This window comes from Pseudomonas sp. LBUM1649 (assembly GCF_059716155.1).
Window position 1 is genome coordinate 1,361,869 of the sequence record NZ_CP166807.1, and the last position, 24,906, is coordinate 1,386,774.

The 24,906-nt window shown below is 59.8% G+C and carries 23 protein-coding genes; 17 read left to right on the forward strand and 6 right to left on the reverse strand.

What is annotated here, in order from left to right; all coding sequences use genetic code 11:
• Window positions 1-88 precede the first annotated feature (88 nt).
• The 5 genes from ACA058_RS06160 to ACA058_RS06180 all read left to right on the forward strand — a co-directional run bounded on the left by ACA058_RS06160 (window position 89) and on the right by ACA058_RS06180 (window position 5,624).
• Window positions 89-997 carry a carbohydrate ABC transporter permease gene (locus ACA058_RS06160; RefSeq protein ID WP_008056768.1) on the forward strand — a complete coding sequence of 303 codons (909 nt, stop codon included), beginning with the start codon at window positions 89-91 and terminating at the stop codon, window positions 995-997.
• The gene (locus ACA058_RS06165) at window positions 990-1,835 is read left to right on the forward strand and encodes a carbohydrate ABC transporter permease (protein ID WP_084319031.1); all 846 of its coding nucleotides are present in this window, start codon (window positions 990-992) and stop codon (window positions 1,833-1,835) included. The genes ACA058_RS06160 and ACA058_RS06165 overlap by 8 nt, the downstream gene beginning before the upstream one ends.
• A gap of 3 nt (window positions 1,836-1,838) precedes the next feature.
• The gene (locus ACA058_RS06170) at window positions 1,839-2,999 is read left to right on the forward strand and encodes an ABC transporter ATP-binding protein (protein ID WP_497638298.1); all 1,161 of its coding nucleotides are present in this window, start codon (window positions 1,839-1,841) and stop codon (window positions 2,997-2,999) included.
• Window positions 3,000-3,203: 204 nt separating this feature from the next.
• Entirely contained in the window at window positions 3,204-4,550 is a 1,347-nt protein-coding gene (locus tag ACA058_RS06175; RefSeq protein ID WP_497638299.1) for a carbohydrate porin, read from the forward strand.
• Window positions 4,551-4,769: 219 nt separating this feature from the next.
• Window positions 4,770-5,624, forward strand: coding sequence for a D-hexose-6-phosphate mutarotase (locus tag ACA058_RS06180; protein ID WP_497638300.1), 855 nt, complete (start codon window positions 4,770-4,772; stop codon window positions 5,622-5,624).
• Between the two features lie 137 nt (window positions 5,625-5,761).
• Here the strand turns inward: ACA058_RS06180 and ACA058_RS06185 are convergent, their stop codons facing one another.
• Window positions 5,762-6,622: a MurR/RpiR family transcriptional regulator gene (locus ACA058_RS06185; RefSeq protein WP_497639873.1), complete on the reverse strand. Its 861-nt coding sequence runs from the start codon at window positions 6,620-6,622 to the stop codon at window positions 5,762-5,764.
• A gap of 226 nt (window positions 6,623-6,848) precedes the next feature.
• On the opposite strand from ACA058_RS06185, the gene zwf reads away from it, so the two are divergent.
• From zwf to ACA058_RS06200, 3 genes are read left to right on the forward strand one after another with little or no spacing between them, the layout of a single operon-like run.
• Window positions 6,849-8,318 (forward strand): glucose-6-phosphate dehydrogenase, encoded by a 1,470-nt coding sequence (gene zwf, locus ACA058_RS06190; protein ID WP_497638301.1) that lies wholly within the window; start codon window positions 6,849-6,851, stop codon window positions 8,316-8,318.
• Entirely contained in the window at window positions 8,305-9,018 is a 714-nt protein-coding gene (pgl, locus tag ACA058_RS06195; protein WP_497638302.1) for a 6-phosphogluconolactonase, read from the forward strand. The genes zwf and pgl overlap by 14 nt, the downstream gene beginning before the upstream one ends.
• Window positions 9,019-9,035: 17 nt before the next feature.
• Window positions 9,036-9,701, forward strand: a complete 666-nt coding sequence (locus tag ACA058_RS06200; RefSeq protein WP_497638303.1) for a bifunctional 4-hydroxy-2-oxoglutarate aldolase/2-dehydro-3-deoxy-phosphogluconate aldolase — start codon at window positions 9,036-9,038, stop codon at window positions 9,699-9,701.
• A 200-nt stretch (window positions 9,702-9,901) separates the two neighbouring features.
• On the opposite strand, the gene ACA058_RS06205 is transcribed toward ACA058_RS06200, so the two are convergent.
• Window positions 9,902-11,083: an aminotransferase class V-fold PLP-dependent enzyme gene (locus ACA058_RS06205; protein WP_497638304.1), complete on the reverse strand. Its 1,182-nt coding sequence runs from the start codon at window positions 11,081-11,083 to the stop codon at window positions 9,902-9,904.
• A gap of 24 nt (window positions 11,084-11,107) precedes the next feature.
• Window positions 11,108-11,344, reverse strand: coding sequence for a DUF3820 family protein (locus tag ACA058_RS06210; protein WP_003213031.1), 237 nt, complete (start codon window positions 11,342-11,344; stop codon window positions 11,108-11,110).
• Between the two features lie 203 nt (window positions 11,345-11,547).
• On the opposite strand from ACA058_RS06210, the gene ACA058_RS06215 reads away from it, so the two are divergent.
• The 5 genes from ACA058_RS06215 (at window position 11,548) to ACA058_RS06235 (ending at window position 17,227) form a co-directional block, all read left to right on the forward strand.
• Window positions 11,548-12,015 carry a ferritin-like domain-containing protein gene (locus ACA058_RS06215; RefSeq protein WP_497638305.1) on the forward strand — a complete coding sequence of 156 codons (468 nt, stop codon included), beginning with the start codon at window positions 11,548-11,550 and terminating at the stop codon, window positions 12,013-12,015.
• Window positions 12,016-12,488: 473 nt separating this feature from the next.
• On the forward strand, window positions 12,489-13,910 hold the full coding sequence (gene ltrA, locus ACA058_RS06220; protein WP_497635123.1) for a group II intron reverse transcriptase/maturase: 1,422 nt from the start codon (window positions 12,489-12,491) through the stop codon (window positions 13,908-13,910).
• A gap of 261 nt (window positions 13,911-14,171) precedes the next feature.
• Window positions 14,172-16,160, forward strand: coding sequence for an FUSC family protein (locus tag ACA058_RS06225; RefSeq protein WP_497638306.1), 1,989 nt, complete (start codon window positions 14,172-14,174; stop codon window positions 16,158-16,160).
• Window positions 16,147-16,353: a DUF1656 domain-containing protein gene (locus tag ACA058_RS06230; protein ID WP_497638307.1), complete on the forward strand. Its 207-nt coding sequence runs from the start codon at window positions 16,147-16,149 to the stop codon at window positions 16,351-16,353. Before ACA058_RS06225 ends, ACA058_RS06230 begins: the two co-directional genes overlap by 14 nt.
• Before the next feature lie 10 nt (window positions 16,354-16,363).
• Window positions 16,364-17,227 carry an efflux RND transporter periplasmic adaptor subunit gene (locus ACA058_RS06235; protein WP_497638308.1) on the forward strand — a complete coding sequence of 288 codons (864 nt, stop codon included), beginning with the start codon at window positions 16,364-16,366 and terminating at the stop codon, window positions 17,225-17,227.
• A 162-nt stretch (window positions 17,228-17,389) separates the two neighbouring features.
• Here the strand turns inward: ACA058_RS06235 and ACA058_RS06240 are convergent, their stop codons facing one another.
• On the reverse strand, window positions 17,390-17,860 hold the full coding sequence (locus ACA058_RS06240) for a MaoC family dehydratase (RefSeq protein WP_046816629.1): 471 nt from the start codon (window positions 17,858-17,860) through the stop codon (window positions 17,390-17,392).
• A 41-nt stretch (window positions 17,861-17,901) separates the two neighbouring features.
• Window positions 17,902-18,846: an alpha/beta hydrolase gene (locus tag ACA058_RS06245; RefSeq protein WP_497638309.1), complete on the reverse strand. Its 945-nt coding sequence runs from the start codon at window positions 18,844-18,846 to the stop codon at window positions 17,902-17,904.
• Between the two features lie 227 nt (window positions 18,847-19,073).
• On the opposite strand from ACA058_RS06245, the gene fadD2 reads away from it, so the two are divergent.
• Both fadD2 and fadD1 read left to right on the forward strand, forming a co-directional pair.
• Window positions 19,074-20,762: a long-chain-fatty-acid--CoA ligase FadD2 gene (gene fadD2 / locus ACA058_RS06250; RefSeq protein ID WP_497638310.1), complete on the forward strand. Its 1,689-nt coding sequence runs from the start codon at window positions 19,074-19,076 to the stop codon at window positions 20,760-20,762.
• A gap of 376 nt (window positions 20,763-21,138) precedes the next feature.
• Complete coding sequence (gene fadD1, locus ACA058_RS06255) at window positions 21,139-22,836, forward strand: long-chain-fatty-acid--CoA ligase FadD1 (protein ID WP_497638311.1); 1,698 nt, start codon at window positions 21,139-21,141, stop codon at window positions 22,834-22,836.
• Between the two features lie 165 nt (window positions 22,837-23,001).
• Here the strand turns inward: fadD1 and ACA058_RS06260 are convergent, their stop codons facing one another.
• Window positions 23,002-23,379 (reverse strand): hypothetical protein, encoded by a 378-nt coding sequence (locus tag ACA058_RS06260; protein ID WP_497638312.1) that lies wholly within the window; start codon window positions 23,377-23,379, stop codon window positions 23,002-23,004.
• 197 nt (window positions 23,380-23,576) lie between these two features.
• Between ACA058_RS06260 and ACA058_RS06265 the strand changes: the two genes are divergently transcribed.
• On the forward strand, window positions 23,577-23,768 hold the full coding sequence (locus ACA058_RS06265) for a CsbD family protein (RefSeq protein ID WP_497639874.1): 192 nt from the start codon (window positions 23,577-23,579) through the stop codon (window positions 23,766-23,768).
• Window positions 23,769-23,944: 176 nt separating this feature from the next.
• Complete coding sequence (locus ACA058_RS06270; protein WP_497638313.1) at window positions 23,945-24,904, forward strand: YihY/virulence factor BrkB family protein; 960 nt, start codon at window positions 23,945-23,947, stop codon at window positions 24,902-24,904.
• Window positions 24,905-24,906 lie beyond the last annotated feature (2 nt).

A 24,906-nucleotide genomic window follows, 5' to 3' on the forward strand; every position in this document is an offset into this window, starting at 1 on the left:
TGTTGAATGTCAGTCAGCTATCGCGAGCAAGCTCGCTCCCACAGGGTGAACTCTGTCCGGATTTCACTTCTCCACCAGGATTATCCCGATGAGCTCTGTGGCGGTTTTCAGCAAAGCCTCACCGTTCGATGCGCTGCAACGCTGGTTACCCAAGTTGGTACTCGCGCCGAGCATGCTGATCGTGTTGGTTGGCTTCTACGGTTACATCATCTGGACATTCATACTGTCCTTCACCAACTCCAGCTTCATGCCGAGTTACAAGTGGGTCGGCCTGCAGCAATACATGCGCCTGATGGACAACGACCGCTGGTGGGTCGCGAGCAAGAACCTGGCGCTGTTCGGCGGCATGTTCATCGGCATCAGCCTGGTGCTGGGCGTGTTTCTCGCCGTGCTGCTGGACCAGCGCATTCGCAAGGAAGGCTTCATCCGCACCATCTACCTGTACCCGATGGCGCTGTCGATGATCGTCACCGGTACCGCGTGGAAATGGCTGCTCAACCCAGGGCTCGGCCTGGACAAGATGCTGCGTGACTGGGGCTGGGAAGGCTTCCGTCTGGACTGGCTGGTGGATCAGGATCGCGTGGTCTACTGCCTGGTGATCGCCGCTGTGTGGCAAGCCTCCGGCTTCGTGATGGCGATGTTCCTCGCCGGCCTGCGCGGTGTCGATCAATCGATCATCCGTGCCGCGCAAGTCGACGGTGCGAGCCTGCCGACCATCTACCTGAAGATCGTGCTGCCGAGCCTGCGCCCGGTGTTCTTCAGCGCCTTCATGATCCTTGCGCACATTGCGATCAAAAGCTTCGACCTGGTGGCGGCGATGACTGCGGGTGGTCCCGGCTACTCGTCCGACCTGCCGGCGATGTTCATGTACTCCTTCACCTTCAGCCGTGGCCAGATGGGCATCGGTTCGGCCAGCGCCATGCTGATGCTCGGTGCCGTGCTGACCATCCTCGTGCCGTACCTGTACTCCGAGCTGCGAGGCAAACGCCATGACTAATCAACTCGGCAAACCAACCCTGAGCTTCAGTCGCATCGCGATCTACGCCACGCTGCTGTTGGCCGCTGCGGTGTACCTGATTCCGCTGATCGTGATGCTGCTGACCAGCTTCAAATCCCCGGAAGACATCCGCACCGGCAACCTGCTGAGTTGGCCAACCGTGATCGACGGCATCGGCTGGATCAAGGCCTGGGATGTGGTCGGCGGCTACTTCTGGAACTCGGTGAAAATCACCGTGCCGGCGGTTCTGATTTCGACCTTTATCGGCGCGATGAACGGCTACGTGCTGTCGATGTGGCGCTTCCGTGGTTCGCAGTTGTTCTTCGGTCTGCTGCTGTTCGGCTGCTTCCTGCCGTTCCAGACCGTGCTGCTGCCGGCGTCGTTCACCCTCGGCAAGTTCGGCCTGGCCAACACCACGACGGGGCTGGTGCTGGTGCACGTGGTCTACGGCCTGGCGTTCACCACGCTGTTCTTCCGCAACTACTACGTGAGCATTCCGGATGCGCTGGTCAAGGCCGCGCGGCTCGACGGCGCGGGCTTCTTCACGATCTTCTGGAAGATCCTGCTGCCGATGTCGATCCCGATCGTGATGGTCTGCCTGATCTGGCAGTTCACCCAGATCTGGAATGACTTCCTGTTCGGCGTGGTCTTCGCCAGTGGCGATGCCCAGCCAATTACCGTGGCCCTGAACAACCTGGTCAACACCAGCACCGGGGCCAAGGAATACAACGTTGATATGGCCGCCGCGATGATCGCCGGGCTGCCGACACTGCTGGTCTACATATTCGCTGGCAAGTATTTCCTGCGTGGGCTGACGTCCGGCGCGGTCAAGGGGTAGAAGATGGCAACTCTCGAATTACGCAACGTCAACAAGACCTACGGCGCCGGTTTGCCGGACACCCTGAAAAACATCGAACTGAAGATCGATGACGGGGAATTCCTGATCCTGGTCGGCCCGTCCGGCTGCGGCAAATCCACCTTGATGAACTGCATTGCCGGGCTGGAAACCATCAGCGGCGGCGCGATCCTGGTGGACGATGCCGACATCAGCGGCATGAGCCCGAAAGATCGCGACATCGCCATGGTGTTCCAGTCCTACGCGCTGTACCCGACGATGAGCGTGCGCGACAACATCGCTTTCGGCCTGAAGATCCGCAAAATGCCGACCGCGGAAATCGACGAAGAAGTCGCTCGGGTTTCCAAGCTGCTGCAGATCGAACACCTGCTCAGCCGCAAACCGGGCCAACTGTCCGGTGGCCAGCAACAGCGCGTGGCGATGGGCCGTGCGTTGGCGCGGCGGCCGAAGATTTATCTGTTCGACGAACCGCTGTCCAACCTCGACGCCAAGCTGCGGGTCGAGATGCGCACCGAAATGAAACTGATGCACCAACGCCTGAAAACCACCACGGTGTACGTGACCCACGACCAGATCGAAGCCATGACCCTGGGCGACAAGGTGGCGGTGATGAAGGACGGGATCATCCAACAGTTCGGCACGCCGAAAGACATCTACAACAACCCGGCCAACCTGTTCGTGGCGAGCTTCATCGGCTCGCCGCCGATGAACTTCATCCCCCTGCGCTTGCAGCGCAAGGACGGTCGTCTGCTGGCATTGCTCGACAGCGGCCAGGCCCGTTGCGAGTTGCCGCTGGGCATGCAGGACGCAGGTCTGGAAGACCGCGAAGTGATCCTCGGCATGCGCCCGGAGCAGATCGTTCTGGCCAACGGTGAAGCGAACGGTTTGCCGACCATTCGCGCCGAAGTCCAGGTCACCGAACCGACCGGTCCCGACACACTGGTGTTCGTCAATCTCAACGACACCAAGGTCTGCTGTCGCCTGGCGCCCGATGTCGCACCGGCTGTGGGCGAGACCCTGACGTTGCAATTCGATCCGGCGAAAGTGCTGCTGTTCGATGCCAAGACCGGCGAACGCCTGGGGGCTGCCGGCCAACCACAAACCGAAATCCGACCTGCAAACGTGACCCAATTCAAAGGCCGCTGAAGATCAAAAACTGTAGGCGCTGGCTTTTGTGGCGAGGGGATTTATCCCCGCTGGGGCGCGAAGCGGCCCTAAAAAATGGGACTGCTGCGCAGTCCAACGGGGCGGTGCGACGTTTCGCTAAATCCCCTCACCACAAAAGCCGCTCCCACAGGGGATGTAACTGCGTTACCCAACAGTTAATAACAATAAGACGAGGATGTAGGGATGAAGAAGAACAACAACGCTCAGCTTATCTGCCAGTTGTCAGCCGTTGCGGCGATGATGCTGGCCGGTAGCGTGCACGCGGCTGATGCGTTTAGCGCCGATTCCGAATGGATGACCGGCGACTGGGGTGGCGAACGAACCAAGCTGATCGAGCAAGGCATCGACATCAAGATGGACTACGTCGGTGAAGTGGGCGGCAACCTCCACGGCGGGTTCAACGATGACAAGACCGCACGCTACAGCGACCAGTTTGGCTTGGGCGCGGCGCTGGACCTGGAGAAACTGTTCGGCTGGGACAACACCCAGGCCAAGATCCAGCTCACCAACCGTAACGGTGAAAACATCTCCAATGACCGTATCGGCGACCCGCGTGCCGGCACCTTGAGTTCCTCCCAGGAAGTCTACGGTCGTGGGCATATGGTCCGGCTGACCCAACTGTGGATCAAGCATCAGTTCCTCGACAATAAACTCGACATCAAGGCCGGTTACTTCGGTGAAGGTGAAGACTTCAACAGCTTCCCGTGCGAATTCCAGAACCTGGCGTTCTGTGGCTCCCAGGTGGGCAACTGGGCCACCAACATCTGGTACAACTGGCCGGTCAGCCAGGCGGCGATCCGCGTGAAGTACAACATCTCGCCTGAGTGGTATGCGCAGATCGGCGCGTACAACCAGAACCCCTCGCAACTGGAGCACGGCAACGGCTTCAAACTCAGTGGTAGCGGTACCGAAGGCACCGTCCTGCCGGTCGAACTGGTGTGGTTGCCTAACCCTGGCAACCTGCCGGGCGAATACCGTGTCGGTTACTACAAAAGCACCGCCAGCGCCGATGACGTCATTGAAGACGACAACGGCAATGATGCGGCCACCAGCGGCAACGCCTATCGCAGCCACAGCAGCAAGCACGGCTACTGGTTCGTTGCACAACAACAACTCACCAGCCATAACGGTGACGCCACCCGCGGTCTGAACATTGCCGCCAACGCCACTTTCCACGACAAGGACACCAACATCGTCGACAACTACCAGTCGCTGATGTTTGTGTACAAAGGGCCGTTCGATGCACGTCCCAAAGATGACCTGGGGATCGGTTTCGCCCGTATCCATGTCAACGATGACGTGAAGAAAAACGCCGAGTTGGTCAACGCCTCCAATGGCGTCAGCGACTACAACGATCCGCTGTTCTCGCCGCTGCGTGACACCGAATACAACTACGAGCTCAACTACGGTTTCCACGTTACCAACTGGCTGACCGTGCGTCCCAACCTGCAATACATCACTCACCCAGGTGGTGTGGATGAAGTCGATGACGCTTTGGTCGCCGGCCTGAAAATTCAGTCGGTGTTCTAACGCGACTGCGATAAGCTCCTCTCTATGTGCGCATTTTGCGGACGGCCATGGCTGTCCGCTTTTTTTTGTGTGGCGAGGGGATTTATCCCCGTTGGACTGCGCAGCAGTCCCATTTTTTAGGGCCGCTCCGCAGCCCAGCGGGGATAAATCCCCTCGCCACAGTAAACCGTCACTACATTGATTCGCTGAGTAAACCCATGATTTTCAGGACCGTGGCACATGCTTGAGCATCCGCTACAACGCTTCTTCAAATCCTTGCGTGAACGGCCGGTGTTTGCGTGGGAGCGCTATCAGAAGCGCGACGTGTTGGTGATTGATCATCCGCTGTGTCAGGCGGTGTTCAGTCGTCAGGGCGCGCAGTTGCTGCACTTTCAGCCCAAGGGCCAGAAACCCTGGCTGTGGTGCGCGGCGAAGTGGCCGCAGGTCGGGGCCATTCGCGGTGGCGTGCCGGTGTGCTGGCCATGGTATGGCCGTCATCCGAGCGAAAACGCCTGGCCTTCCCATGGTTGGGCGCGCTTGCTCGACTGGAAACTGATCGACAGCAGCAGCGATGACGATGGCGTGCGCCTGCACTGGCAGCTTGAGCTATGCGACTGGCAGGTAGACCTGCACGCGCACCTCGGTGAACGCATGGATTTGCGTTTGAGCACCGAGCATCACGACAGCCTTCCATGCCAATTGAGTCAGGCGTTGCACGCTTACTGGCGTATTGGTGATGTCGGTGAGGTAGCGCTGTCTGGGCTCGATGGCGCGCACGGTTACGACCAGTTGAACCGGCAGATCTGCCAGCAGGAAGGCGAGTTGCGCGTCGAGGGTGGCTGTCAGTGGGTGTTTCAGCATGAGGGCGAACTGCTGCTCAATGACCACGCCTGGGATCGGGCGTTGTGCATTGATACCGGGGATACGGCAGACACGGTGGTGTGGCATCCCGGTTCACGCCCGTTGCTAGGGGTGAGCTGGAATGAGATATCCGAATTCGTTTGCGTAGAGGCAGCAAGCGGCGGCACCGATAGCCTGAGTCTGGCACCGGGGGAGCGGGCGTATTTGAGTTTGCAGGCGCGGGTTGGAGCGTGATTTTGGGGTGTTGCGGCTGACGCCATCGCGGGCAAGCCTTGCTCCTACAGGATTACGCGGATTTCGCGGGCAAACGAAAACCTGTAGGAGCAAGGCTTGCCCGCGATGAGGCCCGATCAGGCAGTGAAGATTTCGGGTCAGTTGAACTCGTCACCCACCGGATACCGACTGGCATTCAAGCTCTCTTTGATCTTGCGCAAATGCGGCTGGAAGTCCACCCCTCGGCGCAAGGTCATGCCGGTGGCGAGTACGTCGAGCACGGTCAGCTGGATGATCCGCGAAGTCATCGGCATGTAGATGTCGGTGTCTTCCGGCAGCGGAATGTTCAGGCTCAAGGTACTGGCCTTGGCCAGGGGCGATCCCTCGGCTGTTAAACCCAGCACCGAAGCACCGTTCTCCCGGGCGATGCGCGCCACTTCCACCAGTTCGCGGGTACGGCCGGTGTAGGAGATGATCACGAACAACTCGCCGGTGTGCGCCACCGAGGCAATCATGCGCTGCATCAGCACATCGGCATGGGCGGTCACGGCCAGGTTGAAGCGGAAGAACTTGTGCTGCGCATCCAGCGCCACCGGGGCCGAGGCGCCGAGGCCGAAGAAGTGGATCTGCCGGGCCTGGATCAACAGATCGACGGCGCGGCTGATCAGGTTCGGGTCCAGCGCCTGGCAAGCGCTGTCCAGGGACGCGATGGCGCTGCCGAAGATTTTCCGCGTGTAGGCTTCCGGATTGTCATCGGCTTCCACCGCACGGCTGACGTAGGCGGCGCCACTGGCCAGGCTCTGGGCCAGTTGCAACTTGAGCTCGGGATAACCGCTGACACCGAACGAACGGCAGAAACGGTTGACCGTCGGCTCACTGACCGAGGCGGCCTGGGCGAGGGCGGCGATGCTGAATCGGGTGGCCTGCTGTGGATTGAGCAGGATCACCTCGGCCACTTTGCGCTCGGCCTTGTTCAGCTCTTCAAGGCGATTCTGGATCTGCTCCAGTAAATTTCGCACGCGGTCCATATAAGTATCCTTTACACCTGCGCCAACAAGCGCGCGGCTAATGCAAAAAGGGCCTTTGGTGAGGCCCGTAACGGTGGCCTATCCTACTGATGGCTCCGACCGACCACCACTCGCAATCTGTATTTTGCGAAAATGTTGTGGTTATTACTACATTTTCCCTTGAGTGATGCCTTGAAAAAAGGTATTTGTAGCTTAACTTGATAAAAGAACAAACATCATGCCTTCGATTACGGTTGAACCGTGCACCTTTGCCTTGTTCGGCGCTTTGGGCGATCTGGCCCTGCGCAAGCTGTTTCCTGCCCTTTATCAGCTCGATGGCGCAGGCCTCTTGCACGAGGATACGCGGATCATCGCGCTGGCCCGGGAGCCTGGCAGTGAGCAGGAGCACCTGGCGTTCATTACTTCCGAGCTGCGTCGCTACGTCAGTGCCAAAGAGCTGGACGAAGCCGTGGTCGAGCGTTTCCTCGCACGCCTGAGCTACCTGCACGTCGACTTCCTCAAGTCCGAAGATTACGTCGCCCTGGCTGAAGTGGCCGGCAGCGCGCAACGGGTTATTGCCTATTTCGCGACGCCGGCAGCGGTCTACGGTGCGATCTGCGAGAACCTGGCCAAGGTCGGCCTGGCTGAAAACACCCGCGTGGTGCTGGAAAAGCCCATCGGTTCGGACCTGGAATCCTCGCGCAAGGTCAATGACGCCGTGGCGCAGTTCTTCCCGGAGAACCGCACCTATCGCATCGACCACTATCTGGGCAAGGAAACCGTCCAGAACCTGATCGCCCTGCGTTTCGCCAACAGCCTGTTCGAAACCCAGTGGAACCAGAATTACATCTCCCACGTGGAAATCACCGTGGCCGAGAAGGTCGGCATCGAAGGCCGCTGGGGCTACTTCGACAAGGCCGGCCAGCTGCGGGACATGATCCAGAATCACCTGCTGCAACTGCTCTGCCTGATCGCCATGGACCCGCCGGCCGACCTGTCCGCCGACAGCATCCGTGACGAGAAAGTCAAAGTGCTCAAGGCGCTGGCACCGATCAGCCCGGAAGGCTTGACCACTCAAGTGGTGCGTGGCCAGTACATCGCCGGGTACAGCGAAGGCAAACCGGTGCCCGGGTACCTGGAAGAACCCAATTCCAACACCCAGAGCGACACCGAAACCTTCGTCGCCCTGCGTGCCGACATTCGCAACTGGCGCTGGGCGGGCGTGCCGTTTTACCTGCGCACCGGCAAGCGCATGCCGCAGAAACTGTCGCAGATCGTCATCCACTTCAAGGAACCGTCGCACTACATTTTCGCTCCCGAGCAGCGCCTCCAGATCAGCAACAAGCTGATTATCCGCCTGCAACCGGACGAAGGCATTTCCTTGCGCGTGATGACCAAAGAACAAGGCCTGGACAAGGGCATGCAGTTGCGCAGCGGTCCGTTGCAGCTGAATTTTTCCGACACCTGGCGCAGCGCACGGATTCCCGATGCCTACGAGCGGTTGTTACTGGAAGTGATGCGGGGCAATCAGAACCTGTTTGTCCGTAAAGATGAAATCGAAGCCGCGTGGAAGTGGTGTGACCAGTTGATCGCCGGGTGGAAAAAATCCGGTGATGCGCCCAAGCCGTATGCGGCCGGGTCCTGGGGGCCGATGAGTTCCATTGCTCTGATCACGCGGGACGGGAGGTCGTGGTATGGCGATATCTAATTTGAAACTGCCGCAGGGCGTCAGCGCTCATGCGTTCAAGAGCCCGGTCCTGCTGGCTGAAAGCCTGGCCCTGAACGTGGCCAAGCAACTGAGCGATGCCATTGACGCCCAAGGCACGGCGACCCTGGTGGTCTCCGGTGGCCGTAGCCCGGTGGCGTTCTTCCAGCACCTGGCCAAGCAGACGCTGGACTGGTCGAACGTGGTGGTCAGCCTCGCCGACGAGCGTTGGGTGCCGGTCGAGCATGCCGACAGCAATGCCGGTCTGCTGAAAAAATATCTGTTGCAAGGGCCAGCGGCCAAGGCTCAGTTCCTGAGCTTGTACAGCGCCAGCGCTAACCTTGAACAAGCCGCCGAGCACGCCGACCGTTTGCTCTCCGAACTGCCGGTGATCGACGTGCTGGTGCTGGGCATGGGGGATGACGGCCACACCGCCTCACTGTTCCCCGGCAGCCCCAACCTGGACGAAGCCTTGCAGGCTGACGGGACCCGTCGCTGCTACCCGATGCTGGCGCCGACCGTGCCGCATCAACGCCTGACCATGAGCCGTGCGCTGCTGGCTTCGGCCAAACACAAGATTCTGTCGATTTCCGGTCAGTCCAAGCTGACCACCCTCGATAACGCACTGGCCGGTGACGATGTCGCCGCACTGCCGATTCGTGCCTTTCTGCAACCCACGTTAGAGATTTACTGGTGCCCATGAGCCAAGGATCAGCCGCTATGACAAACCCATCCCCGACCGTTTCCATGGCGGACAAAGTTGCCCTGATCGACAGCCTCTGCGCCAAGGCGCGGATCCTGCCGGTGATTACCATTGCCCGCGAGCAGGACATCCTGCCGCTGGCCGATGCCCTCGCGGCCGGTGGCCTGACCGCCCTGGAAGTGACCTTGCGTTCGCAGTTCGGCCTCAAGGCCATCCAGGTCCTGCGTGAGCAGCGTCCGGAACTGGTGACCGGTGCCGGCACCGTGCTTGATCGCCACATGCTGGCCGCGGCGCAAGCGGCGGGTTCGCAGTTCATCGTCACGCCGGGCATCACCCGTGACCTGCTCGAAGCCAGCGTCGACAGCCCGATTCCGCTGTTGCCGGGCATCAGCAACGCCTCGGGCATCATGGAAGGCTATGGTCTGGGCTATCGCCGCTTCAAGCTGTTCCCGGCGGAAGTCAGTGGCGGCGTCGCGGCAATCAAAGCCCTGGGCGGTCCGTTCGGCGAAGTGAAATTCTGCCCGACCGGCGGCGTCAGCCCGGCCAACATCAAGAGCTACATGGCGTTGAAAAACGTCATGTGCGTGGGCGGTAGCTGGATGCTTGATCCGGAGTGGATCAAGAACGGCGACTGGGCCCGCATTCAGGAATGCACCGCCGAGGCCTTGGCGCTGCTGGACTGATCAGCTTTACCTGACACTTCGTTGTGTGTTCTACGGCTTTACGGTGCGCTTGGTCGGTGCACCGTTTTTTTTGCCCGCAAAAAAAACGTGTGGGAGCGAGCCTGCTCGCGATGGACGTTAACGATAACGCGGGCTTTCTGATTTCCCCCGGTGCTCTCCAGTTCTTCGCGAGCCGGCTCGCTCCTACATGAAACAGGGCGTCAGCGCAGTTCGGTCAACGCCGTGGTCAACAACATCATGTCGGCCGCGGTGCTGGTCAGCCCCGGCGTGATGCGGATACACGGACCACACGCCGCGCCACTGCGCACCACGGTGAACAGGTTGTAGTCGCGCAGCAACCGCTCGACCATCGGCTGTTGGTCGGCATGAGCGGCAAAGCGCATCGAGGTGATTCCGCAATATAACCTTGGGTCATCCGGCGTCATGACTTCGATGCCCGGCAGCTCGCGTGCCGGCCTGACCCACAGATTGCGCAAGTAGTTGAGTCGCGCACCCTTGGCGGCGGAACCGCCCATCGCATGATGCTCCTCGATCACCAGCGGCAGGGTCAGCAATGCCGGAATGTTCGGCGTGCTGTACGACGTACGGGCGCGGATATCGGTGGCCGGGTAGTACATCTCCCCCATGTCCGGGTCGATGTCGGCCAGGCGCTCAGGGGCGATATGGATGAAGCCCAGGGTCAGCGGCGCACCGATCCACTTGTGCAGGTTGTAGGCGGCGAATTCGATGCCCAGCTCATTGAGGTCGAATTCGAACTGGCCCAGCGCATGGGCGCCGTCGAGGATCACGTCGATGCCGTGTTCCCTGGCGGCGGCTGCAATCGCCTGCACTGGCATCACCAGGCCGGTGCGGTGGGTGACGTGGGTCAGGACCATCAGCTTGAGTCGCGGGTAACGCGTGAAGGCCTCGCGGTAGGTGGTCAGCAGGCTGTCGAAACTGGCGGGATTCTGGTGTTCGATCTCAATCACTTCGACGCCGCGGTTGCGCGCCAGCCAGCGCATGGCGCCCTTGACTGTGTCGTACTCCAGATCGCTGAACAGTACCTGGTCGCCTGGCTGCAAGCGATTGTAGTTGCGGATCAATGATTGCAAACCGTCCTTTGCGTTGCGGGTGAGGGCGACGCTTTCTGCAGCAACGCCAATCAACCCGGCCACCTGCGCGCTGATCTTCTGGCTCTCGCCCTGTTCGAAACGCTGGCGCACATAGACCGAGTTGCTGCGGTTGATCAGCGCGATGTTGCGTTGATATTCCTCGACCACCGTGCGCGACATACGCCCGAAGTAACCGTTTTCCAGGTTGATCGGGCCATGTTCCACATCGTAGCGGTCGGCAAAGGTTCGCCAGAAAGCTTCATCACGGGCGCGGCGGTTGTTATCGGGCATGGGTTACTCGATGAGTGGGCGATTTCAATGACGGGGCGCGGGTTTGCCATGTTTGGCGCGCAAGGGTTCGAGTAACTCGGACAAGCCGTTGTGATCGATTTCCTGCATCAGGGCCAGCAAGCCGCCCAGTTCGCCATGGGGAAACCCTTCACGGGCGAACCAATTGAGATAAGGGCCAGGCAGGTCGGCAATGATGCGCCCTTTGTATTTGCCGAAGGGCATTTCACGGGTGATCAGGAGTTCGAGCTTTTCAGGGTTCATCAATCAGTCGTCTTGATTCAAACAGTCTGGAAAATACAGGCATTCTGCATGCAGGCCAAATGACAGATCATGCAAAAAAAGCGGACATGGATTTCTAATCAAACTGTAAGTTATTGAAATTTAACGGATAAATTATCAATTCGGAGCTGGCATGCAGGGTGCAATACCTATTGTATCTTTCATCAACCCGTGAGGAATTGAAAATGACCGACATGAATAAAGAAGCCATCTCTGTACTCAACGACCTGATTGAAACCAGCAAGGACGGTCAGGAAGGGTTCAAGACTTGCGCTGAAGACATCAAGCACCCTGAACTTAAATCCGTGTTTGTGCAACGTTCCGCAGACTGCGCCAGGGCGGCTGCCGAATTGCAAGCGGCGGTGCGTTCCATGGGTGGCGATCCGGAAACCTCCACCAGTGTCAGCGGTGATATGCATCGCCGCTGGGTCGACGTGAAGTCGATGTTCACCGGCAAGGACGAAGAGGCTGTACTGAACGAAGCCGAGCGTGGTGAAGACCATGCGCTGAAGGCTTATCGGGAAGCCATGGAAAAAATCAACAAACACAACCTGGTGGGCATTCGTGACATCGTTGAACGTCAGTATCACGGCGTGCAACGTAACCATGATCAGGTGAAAGCCCTGCGTAACCAGGCGCGTGCACGCTCTTAAGCGACAATGCCTGTCAAAAACGCCAGCCAGTCTGGCGTTTTTTTGTGGTGCGCCAGGCATGGCGCGTTGCGCGCAAGCGCAACCAGTTTGGCTGTGGTGGTCACGCTGGTGACTTGGAGGTGAAAGTCCTCTACACACCCGGCAAGGGGAAGTGTTAGCCGAAGGCAAGGGTGTCGCAGGCGACTGCGAATCTGAAGGAAGCCCGGGGCAAAATGCTGGCCTGACGAACAGGAAGCGGATTAGGCGGTGCAGCGGGGTAAGGTAGCCATAATTGCCAAAGCCCAATACTTGCACGGAACGCTGTGACGTAGATCCGACAGGCATAAGCAGGAAGGTCGCGCGAATTACCCTGGGAGATCTGCACGTTTGCCACTGTGCTACCGAGCGTCGAGAGGCGACGGGATGAACGTGCAGAAGTCAGCCGAGGCCGTAGTAAGTGGCAAATAACCCTGCCACCAAGGGCCGAACAGGTTATGCCGCCAGTAGGCGTCAGAGTCTCGTCGAATGTCGAAAAGCAGAAATTTCTCCGAGGGAGAACTGTGACCCCTAGTTCCGGACAGAATCCGCGGGCGACGGCTGGCAGTGCGCAGGCATCGGCGACGTCTGTGATGTGGACGAACGCGGAGCCGGACACGCTGATGGCGCGGGTGCTTGCATCGGCCAACCTCAAGCGTGCGTATCACCGCGTGGTCAGCAACGAGGGGGCGCCGGGTGCCGATGGCATGACGGTCGACGAATTGGCGGGCTACGTGGAACAGTATTGGCCAACCCTCAAGGCCAGGTTGCTGGCCGGTGAGTATCACCCGCAAGGTGTACGCGCCGTCGAAATCCCCAAACCCAAAGGCGGGACAAGACAGCTGGGTATCCCCAGCGTCGTGGATCGCCTGATCCAACAGGCACTGCTGCAACAGCTCACGCCGATCTTTGACCCGCTGTTCTCGGACTATAGCTACGGCTTCCGTCCGGGCAGAAGCGCCCACCAAGCCATCGAAACAGCCCGTGCCCATGTGGCGGCGGGCCACCGCTGGTGTGTGGAACTCGATCTGGAGAAGTTCTTCGATCGGGTCAACCACGATGTATTGATGGCCCATGTGCAGCGTCAGGTTGAAGACAAGCGGGTGCTCAGGCTGATCCGTCGTTATCTAGAGGCCGGCGTGATGTCGGGCGGGATCGCCAGCCGACGGCAGGAAGGGACGCCGCAAGGCGGCCCGCTCTCGCCGTTGCTGTCGAACATCCTGCTCAACGAACTCGACCAAGAGCTGACACGGCGGGGCCATCGCTTCGTGCGCTATGCCGACGATGCGAACATTTATGTGCGCAGTCCTCGTGCTGGCGCGCGAGTGATGGCTGGTGTTGAGCGTTTCCTGAATCAGCGTCTGAAACTGACGCTGAATCGGGAAAAGAGCCGAGTAGCCGGGTCGTGGATGTGTGATTACTTGGGCTACGGGATGAGCTGGCATCAACAACCGAGGTTAAGAGTAGCGACGATGAGTCTGGGTCGCTTACGCGACCGACTCAGAAACCTGCTGCGCGGCGCACGGGGCCACAAGATGGCGAACGTCATCGAGCGGATTAACCCCGTACTGCGCGGTTGGGCGGGCTACTTCAAGCTCAGTCAGAGCAAGCGCCCCCTTGAGGAGCTGGACGGGTGGGTGCGGCATAAACTTCGCTGCGTCATCTGGCGCCAATGGAAGCAGCCCTCTACGAGGGCGCGCAACTTGATGCGCTTGGGGCTTAGCGAAGCGCGCGCCTGCAAATCAGCCTTCAATGGTCGCGGACCATGGTGGAACTCGGGGGCGTCACATATGAATCAGGCGTTACCGAAGAAGCTGTGGGATCAGCTAGGGCTGGTCTCGATACTGGATACGATAAATCGGCTTAGCCGCATAACTTGAGCCGCCGTATACGGAACCGTACGTACGGTGGCGTGAGAGGACGGCGGTTGTGAAACCGCCTCCTACTCGATCCCGGTGTTTAAAGCTGCACCCGGCCCTTGTAGGAGCTGCCGAAGGCTGCGATCTTTTGATCTTGCTCTTCAGCGAGTTCAAAGCCGCTAAAAGATCGCAGCCTACGGCAGCTCCTACGGGGTCCGCGTTTTTTGGTGGTCCGTGGGAGAAGCTGTCTATCGTTAAATCGTCCTTTCATGAGCCCATTTCGTGCCAATCACCCTGCAGGCTTTGTTCGCGCCTGACCTTCGCGCCGTGCAATTCGCGATCAAGACCTTGATCGGCGGGGGCGTGGCGCTGTGGCTGGCGTTGCGCTGGGGCCTGGAGCAACCGGCCTGGGCGTTGATGACGGCCTTCATCGTGGCCCAGCCATTGTCCGGGATGGTCTTGCAGAAGGGCCTGGCGCGGCTGCTGGGGACATTGGTCGGGACCATCATGTCGGTGGTGTTCATGGGCGTCTTCGCCCAGACACCCTGGCTGTTCCTGTTGGCCCTGGCATTATGGCTAGGGCTGTGTACCGCCAGTTCAACGCTGTTGCGCAGCGCCTGGTCCTATTCATTTGTGCTGGCCGGTTACACGGTGGCAATCATTGCCTTGCCGGCCATCAACCATCCGCTGACGGTGTTCGATCAGGCGGTGGCGCGTTGCACGGAAATCTGCCTGGGGATCATCTGCGCCACTGCCAGTAGTGCCTTGCTCTGGCCGCTGCGGGTCGAACGACAATTGGCGGATCAGGCCCGGGCTGCCTGGCAAAGCGGCATCAATGCCGCGCGGGCGACCCTGGCCGGTGATGGTCAGGCGCGTAAAGGGCTGCTGGAAATCCTCGGAAGAATCGTCGCGGTGGACGCCCAGCGTGAACACGCCTGGTTCGAAGGCAGCCGTGGCCGGCAGCGCGCGCGGGCCATCAGCGGCTTGAGCCAGAAGCTGTTGATGCTGTTGCGTATTGCCCGTTCGGTGCGTCGGCAGTGGAAGCAGTTGGAACCGCTGGAATCAGCGCAATTACAGCCGTGGATGAACGAGGTTCAGGAGGCGCTGAACAGTGCCGATACAGCGGCCCTGCAAGCCTTGCGCCCGCGCTTGCTTGATGCTTCCCATGATCCGGGCATCAGTTCTGCGCAGAGTTACTGCCTGGTCCGTTTCACCTTGTTGATGGATACCGCCATGGCGGCGAACGCGGCGTTGGAAGCGGTGGAGCAGGGCAGTGAAACACTCGACCCGCCGAGAACCCTGACACCGCACCGCGATCTGTCTTTGGCCCTGGTCTTCGGCGCCCGTAGCGCGCTGGCTTTCCTGGTGGTGTCGTGCTTTTGGCTGGCAACCGCCTGGCCCGCCGCAGCCGGTGCACTGGTGTTGACCTGCGTGGTGTGCAGCCTGTTTGCCAGTCGTGAGAACGGTGCGCAGATCGGCATGAGTTTTATGCGGGGTATTTTTCTGGCCCTTCCGGCGGCGTTTATCGTCGGGCAGATTTTGCTGCCGCAATGGAGCAGTTTCGCGATGCTCTGCCTGGGCATGGGTGTGCCGCTGTTTTTCGGTGCTCTGGGCATGGCCAAGGCGCAGATCGGCGCTACGGCCACGTCGTTTTGCCTGCATTTCATTGTGTTGGTCGCACCGTTGAACCAGATGCAGTTCGACGTCGCGACGTTCTTCAACAGCGCGCAGGCCATGGTGATCGGTGTCGGTGCCGCGGTGCTGGCGTTCCATTTGTTGATCCTGCGCAACCCGACCTGGCATGGCCGACGTCTGCTGGCGGCAACCCTTGACGATCTGGTGCGCCTGACCCGGCGCAACCTGGCCGGCGCCGAAAGCTGGTTCGGCGGGCGCATGGCCGACCGCTTGCTGCAACTGGCGCGGCACTATCCGGAACTGCCGGAACCGGCGCGCAGTCGCTGGGACGACGGTTTGCTCGGCCTGGACATCGGCGACGAATTGCTGCACCTGCGCTTGAGTCTGGCGGTGGCACAGGTGCCGGTCACGGCGCCGCAACAGCGTTATCTCGACGACCTGGAAAGCGTCCTGCGCCAAGGTCCGGCCGGCAGTCGCGCCGAGGCATTGGCCGAGCCGAGCGAAGCGTTGCTGCAAACCTTGTACGCCGTGCCCCCCAGCGACGCGGTGAAACTGGCCCAGGGCGCGGTGCTGCAATTGCAAAACAGCTGGCGCGCCTGGTGCCGTCAGCAGGAGGAAATCGATGGGCTTGCGTGAGTGGTCGGTGGGCGGCGTGCTGCTCAGCCCGTTTCTGATTTATGTGGTGCTGGCACTGCTGGTGACCGGCGCCTTGCGCCTTTTGTTGCGCCTGATGCCAGTGAGCCGCTGGATCTGGCATGAAGCGTTATTCGATTGCGCCTTGTACGTCTGCGTATTGACCGTGATCACCGTCGTCCTCGGACCTTTGTAAGGAGTTGAATATGCGTACCTCTGTACGTGTCGTGGTCACCCTGTGCCTGGTGGCGGTGGCGATTTTTGCCGGTATGCATTTGTGGCAGTACTACATGCTGACACCCTGGACCCGCGACGCACGCATCCGCGCCGACGTGGTGGTGATTTCCCCGGATGTGTCAGGTTGGGTTCGAGAGCTCAAGACCTACGACAACCAGCAGGTCAAGGCCGGCGATCTGTTGTTGAGCATTGACCGCGACCGTTTCGAAGCCGCGTTGGAAAAGGCCCAGGCCGTGGTGCAGACCCGCCAGCAGCAACTCAATCTACGCGAGCGCGAAGCCAGCCGACGCGCCAGCCTCGGGCCGCAGGCGATCAGTGCAGAGCTGCGGGAAAACGCGCAGATCAACGCCGGTATCGCCCGGGGCGAGCTGCGCGAAGCCCAGGCCGAGGCCAAGGCGGCGCAAATCAACCTGGACCGCAGCCAGGTCCATGCCCCGCGCAACGGGCACATCACCAACCTGCGCCTGGCCCAGGGCAACTATGTGAATGCCGGGCAATCGGTGATGGCCTTGATCGATGACTCGACCTTCTATGTGCAGGCGTATTTCGAAGAAACCAAACTGCCGCGGATTCGCGTCGGCGACCCGGTGAAAGTCTGGTTGATGAGCGCCGGGGATGCCTTGCAGGGGCGGGTGGAAAGCATCAGCCGGGGGATTACCGACCGCAATACCACACCGGATGGCCAGTTGTTGGCGGAGGTGGAGCCGACGTTCAACTGGGTTCGGCTGGCGCAACGGATACCCGTGCGGATCAAACTGGACAAGGTGCCTGAAGGGCTCAACTTAAGTGCGGGGATGACCGCGAGCGTGCAGGTGCAGGAGGGTACACACTGATCGTTGTGGCGAGGGGATTCATCCCCGTTGGGCTGCGAAGCAGCCCCCTGCGTCCGGTCAGGCAGAGAGAGTTGTCTGGATTTACGACTGCTTCGCAGCCGAACGGGGATAAATCCCCTCGCCACAGAAAAGCTCTTTCTGGATGCGTTAATTGCCTGTGGGTCAACCAATGCTGATCGGCGGCAACTCGGTCAAGGTCACAGACTGTTGCTTGCGCGGCGCCAAAATCTCCGCCTCGCCATCCACCACCAGTTCATCGCGCTGGTTGAACACGCGAGTGGCAATGCGCACACGAAACTTCGGCAGTTTCTCGAGAATTTCCAGGCGCACCGTCAGGGTGTCGCCAATCTTCACCGGCTTCTGAAAGCTCATTTGCTGGCCGATGTAGATAGTGCCCGGCCCTGGCAGCTCGCAGGCGACCGCGGCACTGATCAGCGCGCCGCTGAACATGCCGTGGGCGATACGCTCCTTGAACATGGTGCTGGCGGCGTATTCGGCGTCCAGGTGCACCGGGTTGTGGTCGCCGGACATCGCGGCGAACAGCTGGATGTCGCGCTCTTCAACGGTTTTGCTGAAGCTGGCGGTCTGGCCGATTTCGAGGGCTTCGTAAGGAGTGTTGGTAACCTGGGTCATGTGTCTTGATTCCTGTGACGAATTAAAAAATTCACAAAAAACTATTCGGTTCGGTGTGGTCGCGGATTGCTCAACGTCTGGTTGATCCAGGCCAACACGTCGGTCGTCACTTCATCGCGGTTGATGTCGTTGAACAGTTCGTGCCGTGCCTGCGGGTAAACGGTCAGTTGCAGGCTCTGGCTGCCAGCCTCGCGCAGCGCGTTGGCCAGATCCTTCAGACGCTTGCCTTCACTCACCGGATCACATTCGCCGCCGATCACCAGCAGTGGCAGGCCCGGATCGATCTGGGCGAGATTGGACGCTTTGCTGATTTGCTGCAACCCGCCGAGCAAATCGATCCACAGCTGGTTGGTACAGCGAAAGCCGCACAGCGGATCGTTGGCGTACAGGTCGACTTCCACCGGGTCACGGCTGAGCCAGTCGAAGCGGGTGCGCGCCGGTTTGAATTTTTTGTTGAACGAGCCGAACGACAGCCATTCGATCAGGGCGCTACGCCCCTTGGGGCCCTGGCGCAGGCGTTCGACACGAGCGATTTGTCGAGCCGCGCGATAAAGGGCCACGGGCTGGAAGTTCGAACCGCTGAGAATGGCCCCGTGCAGGCTGGCGCTGTGATGCAACAGATAGGCCTGGGCGATGTAGCTGCCCATGCTGTGTCCCAGCAGCACGATGGGCACCCCGGGGCGCTGCTGGCCGATTTGCTGGTTGAGGCACGCCAGGTCGCCCACCACTTTAGTCCAGCCGTCGCTGTCGTTGAAATGGCCGAGCGTCCCGTTTTCGGCAGTTTTGCCATGTCCACGCAGGTCCGGCGCGTAGACGCCGTAGCCCTGCTCGCAGAGTTTTTCTGCCAGGCGCGCGTAGCGGCCGCTGTGTTCTGCCATGCCGTGAGCCAGCAGGATCACGGCCTTGAGCCTGCCGGCAGGCAGCCACTGGTTGACGAAGAGGCGGCTGCGGTCACTGGTGGTCAGCCAGAACGTGTCGTGGATCATGGCGATTCCTTTCCATGCATGGGGCGCGAGGTGGTTGCATTGTATAGCGCATTGCGTCGCTGGCATCAGCCCACGCCACGGCGGGAAGATTCACACGGTCAATGACGCCTTTGCCCATATTTGCCTGATTCGCCATAGCTGCTAGTGTCCGTGAAGCCCCGCGTTCTGTTTTTGAGAAATGACAGATCAGCGGCCCCGGATCGGCTCAGGTAAAGAGGACAAGAACAATGCAACCTGATTTCTGGAATGACAAACGCCCGGCCGGCGTACCCCTGGACATTGATGTCGCTGAATACAAGTCGGTCATCGAGGTGTTCGAACGTTCCTGCAAGAAGTTCGCTGATCGCCCGGCATTCAGCAACATGGGCGTCACCCTGACTTACGCCGAACTTGAACGCTACAGCGCAGCGTTCGCCGGTTACCTGCAAGCCCACACCGACCTGGTGCCGGGGGATCGCATCGCGGTGCAGATGCCCAACGTCCTGCAGTATCCGATCGCCGTGTTCGGCGCCTTGCGCGCCGGGCTGATCGTGGTCAACACCAACCCGCTGTACACCGCGCGGGAGATGCGTCATCAGTTCAAGGACTCCGGTGCCCGGGCACTGGTGTACCTGAACGTGTTCGGAGCCAAAGTCCAGGAAGTGCTCCCGGACACCGACATCCAGTACCTGATCGAAGCGAAGATGGGCGACCTGATGCCCGCCGCCAAGGGCTGGCTGGTCAATACGCTGGTGAGCAAGGTCAAGAAAATGGTTCCGGCCTACGCCTTGCCCCAGGCGATTTCCTTCAAGAGTGCGCTGCGCCAGGGTCGCGGCCAGGGCATCAAGGCGCTGAAAGCCGGCCTCAACGACATCGCCGTGCTGCAATACACCGGCGGTACCACCGGCCTGGCCAAGGGGGCGATGTTGACCCACGGTAACCTGGTGGCGAACATGCAACAGGCGCGCGCCTGCCTTAGCCAGTACGCGGCCGACGGCCAGTCGCTGCTGCGCGAAGGCCAGGAGGTGATGATTGCACCGCTGCCGCTGTACCACATCTATGCGTTCACGGCCAATTGCATGTGCATGATGGTGACCGGCAACCACAACGTGCTGATCACCAATCCGCGTGACATCGGCGCTTTCATCAAGGAGCTGAAAAACTGGCGGTTCTCGGCATTGCTGGGGCTCAACACGCTGTTCGTCGCGCTGATGGACCACCCGGACTTCAGGACCCTGGACTTCTCCAGCCTCAAACTCACCAACTCCGGCGGCACCGCGCTGGTCAAGGCCACGGCCGAGCGCTGGGAGCAGTTGACCGGTTGCCGCATCACCGAAGGTTACGGCCTGACCGAAACCTCGCCGGTGGCCTGCACCAACCCGTATGGCGACCAGTCGCGCATCGGCACGGTCGGCCTGCCGGTGCCGGGCACCACGTTGAAGGTCATCAACGACGACGGTGTCGAGCAGCCGTTGGGCGAGCGTGGCGAACTGTGCATCAAGGGCCCGCAGATCATGAAGGGCTACTGGCAGAAACCCGAGGCGACCAACGAAGTGCTGGATGCCGAGGGCTGGTTCAAGTCCGGGGACATTGCGGTGATCGACCCGGACGGCTTTGTGCGCATCGTCGATCGCAAGAAGGACATGATCATCGTCTCGGGTTTCAACGTGTACCCGAACGAAATCGAAGACGTGGTCATGGCTCACCCGAAAGTCGCCAACTGCGCGGTGATCGGTGTGCCGGACGAGCGTTCGGGCGAGGCGGTGAAGTTGTTCGTGGTGGCCCGTGAGGCGGGGGTCAGCCTTGAAGAGCTGAAGGCCTACTGCAAGGAAAATTTCACGGCGTACAAAGTGCCCAAGCACATCGTCTTGCGTGAGTCGTTGCCGATGACGCCGGTGGGCAAGATTCTGCGGCGGGAGTTGCGGGATATTGCATAACCGCTAGATGGCGGCCCCCCTGTAGGAGCGAGCATGCTCGCGATGGACGTCAACGATAACGCGCCTTGACTGGATGAACGCGTTGCCCGGACGTTCTTCGCGAGCCTGCTCGCTCCTACGGTTTGAAGTCCCGATTTACGGGGCTTTCAGCGACTTATAGGCTTTTTGCTCTAAAATGACTGGTTGCTATTCTTGAGTCACAGAAGTGACCGTAGGGGCCGTTTTTGGCTCTAGTCGACCCTATTCAAAGCTGCTACTCTCGGCGCGCTTTGTGACTTCTCGGCCTAGTAAAAAGCCAGACTCACCGGTAGAAAAACACCAATAATAATCGCATCAAATGCGGTGCTGAATTCGCGTTGCTGAGGAGTGGGCTTCCATGATCGAAGACTTTTGGAAGGATAAGTACCCAGCTGGAATTGCTGCCGACATCAATCCAGACGAGTACCCGAATATTCAGGCAGTGTTGAAGCAATCCTGCCAACGCTTCGCCAACAAACCGGCATTCAGCAACCTGGGTAGGACCATCACCTACGGTGAGCTGTACGAATTGTCCGGTGCCTTTGCCGCGTACCTGCAACAGCATACCGATTTGCAGCCGGGCGATCGAATCGCCGTGCAACTGCCTAACGTGTTGCAGTACCCGGTTGCCGTCTTCGGTGCCATCCGCGCCGGGTTGATCGTGGTCAACACCAACCCACTGTACACCGCGCGGGAAATGGAACACCAGTTCAACGACTCCGGTGCAAAAGCCCTGGTTTGCCTGGCCAACATGGCGCACCTGGCGGAAGCCGTGGTGCCGAAAACCGGGGTCAAGCACGTCATCGTCACGGAAGTGGCGGACCTGTTGCCACCGCTCAAACGCCTGCTGATCAACAGCGTGATCAAGTACGTGAAGAAGATGGTGCCGGCTTATCACTTGCCAAAAGCCGTCAAGTTCAACGACGTGTTGAGCAAGGGCCATGGTCAGCCCGTGACCGAAGCCAGCCCGGCCAGCAGCGATGTCGCGGTGCTGCAATACACCGGCGGCACCACCGGCGTGGCCAAGGGCGCGATGCTGACCCACCGCAACCTGGTGGCGAACATGCTGCAGTGCAAGGCGCTGATGGGCTCCAACCTCAATGAGGGTTGCGAAATCCTGATCACGCCGCTGCCGCTGTACCACATCTACGCCTTCACCTTTCATTGCATGGCGATGATGCTGATCGGCAACCACAACATCCTGATCAGCAACCCGCGCGACCTGCCGGCGATGGTCAAGGAACTGTCGAAGTGGAAGTTCAGCGGTTTCGTCGGCCTCAACACCTTGTTCGTGGCCCTGTGCAACAACGAAGGCTTCCGCAAGCTGGATTTCTCGGCATTGAAAGTCACCCTGTCCGGCGGCATGGCCCTGCAACTGGCGGCGGCGGAACGCTGGAAAGCAGTCACCGGTTGCGCCATCTGCGAAGGTTACGGCATGACCGAAACCAGCCCGGTGGCCACGGTCAACCCGATCCAGCACATCCAGATCGGCACCATCGGCATTCCGGTGCCGTCGACCCTGTGCAAAATCGTCGACGATGCCGGTGTCGAGCAGCCATTGGGCGAAATCGGCGAACTCTGTGTGAAAGGTCCGCAAGTCATGAAGGGCTACTGGCAGCGTCAGGACGCCACCGATGAAATCCTCGACAGCGAAGGCTGGTTGAAGACCGGTGACATCGCGCTGATCCAGGCGGATGGCTACATGCGCATTGTCGATCGCAAGAAAGACATGATCCTGGTCTCCGGTTTCAACGTGTACCCGAACGAGCTGGAAGACGTGCTGGCGACCCTGCCGGGTGTGCTGCAATGCGCGGCCATCGGTGTGCCGGACGAGAAATCGGGGGAGGCGATCAAGATTTTCATCGTCGCCAAACCGGGCGTGACCTTGACCAAGGAGCAGGTGATGGAGCACATGCGCGCCAACGTCACCGGCTATAAGGTCCCGCGCGCTGTGGAGTTCCGTGATGCGCTGCCGACGACCAACGTCGGCAAGATCCTGCGTCGTGAGCTGCGTGATGAAGAGCTGAAGAAGATCAAGGCGAAGAACGCCGCATAAAACAAAAAGCCCCGCAGACGCGGGGCTTTTTGTATGTGCTTGATCGTTCCCACGCTCTGCGTGGTAACGCATCCCGGGACGCTCTGCGTCCCAGCATCGGACGCGGAGCGTCCGGGGCGGCATTCCCACGCAGAGCGTGGGAACGATCAGTGCAGAGAGCGGGTGTTATTGACGGAACGGCGCGAAATTGACGTTGGTGCCCGCCGGGCGCATGTCCTGCAGGTACGAATCCTTGTCGGCGCTCAGTTCCAGGCTCAGGGCTGCCTTGCGCTTGCCTTCGTTGCGTACCACCAGGCCTTCGAGCTTCTCGCGCAGGAACACCGTCGGCACTTTCAGGTGCAGCAGTTCGTCGGTGTCCGGGGTGTGCATCAGCAAGTGAATCCACTCGTACTGACCAACGGCCAGGCGCGACACCGGGATGTCGAACCACCAGATGTTGCGGTTGCGGTTCAGTTCGGTGAAGTGGCAGTTGTTGACGCCAAGCACAGCACCGCCGAGTTCCTGATTTCTGCGGGCAATGGCCTGCTTTTTATCGAGTTTCATAACATTCCTACAAAATTGGATCTTCAGCGCCAGGGCCTGAATACGTTGCGCATTCTCGGGGGTTGGCCGGTAAACATAAAGCCCAACCTGCCCGGATCGATGAAATGTCGCGGTAAAAATAAATGAAACTCCGTGCAAACGCCTCTGGTCAACCTTCTGTAACTACTTTATTCATCAATATGTTCGGGAGAAACACCATGAGCAGCACAGGCGATAAAGTTAAAGGCATGGCCAACGAAGCCGCTGGTAACGTCAAACAAGGCGTTGGCAAGGCAACCGGCAACGACAAAATGCGCGCCGAAGGCGTGGTGCAGGAAAAGAAAGGCGAAACGCAGCAAGCAGTGGGCAAAGCCAAGGACGCTATCAAAAAAGGCGTCGACAAGGCCTGATTTGGCCTTTGATTGGCGAAAGCGACGGCCATCCTCGGATGGCCGTTTTTGTGTCAGCCTGAACTTGAGCACGGAAATCGTTTCAAAGTCGCCAAGTACACTACTTTGATGTAGAAAACAGCCCCTGAGTCGCCACGACTTCAACCCTATCTTGAATGCGGCGAATGGAGACGCTAATGATTTTCCCGGACATGAGAGGTCTGCCTATCCACCGTGTAATAATGCGCACGGTCACTGAGTTCGTCGACGACGAGATGTCGACCTATGCCTCGGCGCTGGCTTATCAGATGCTGTTTTCGCTGTTCCCCTTCATTCTGTTCCTGATCGCCTTGATCGGTTTCCTGCACCTGCCTGACTTCTTTTCCTGGTTGCGCCTGCAGTCGGAACTGGTGTTGCCGCCCCAGGCGCTGGAGCAGGTCAACCCGGTGATCGACCAGCTCCAGCAATCCAAGGGTGGCCTGTTGTCAGTGGGTATCGTGATTGCCCTGTGGACCGCCTCGGCCGGTGTGCGGCTGATGATGAGCGCGATGAACGCTGCTTATGATGTGGTCGAAGGCCGTCCGGCGTGGAAGCGTTTCCCATTGTCGATCATCTACACCGTAGGTATCGCCGGCATGCTGTTGATCGCTGCCGCGCTGATGGTGCTCGGCCCGCAAGTGATGAACTGGATCGCGGCGCAAGTCGGTCTCGAATACTTCATCGTCACCCTCTGGACCATCGCTCGCTGGCCGGTGATCGTGATCCTGTTGATGGTCGCCGTGGCGCTGATCTATTACGTCATGCCTGACGTCAAGCAAGAGTTTCGCTTCATCACACCTGGTTCGGTCCTGGCGGTGGTGGTGTGGATCATTGCGTCGCTGGGCTTCGGTCTGTACGTCAAGGAGTTCGCCAACTACAACGCCATGTATGGCAGTATCGGCGCGATCATTGTGCTATTGCTGTACTTCTACATCTCCGCCGCCGTGTTGCTGCTGGGCGCAGAGATGAATGCGGTAATCGAGCACATGTCGCGCGAGGGCAAGGACCCTGGCGAAAAGGTTCCCGGCGAGAATGGTCCCGTCCATGAGGAAAAACACCACGTGTCGGGACTGGGCCGCGATCATTCCCAACCCAAACCTACCATTGACGAAACCTGACC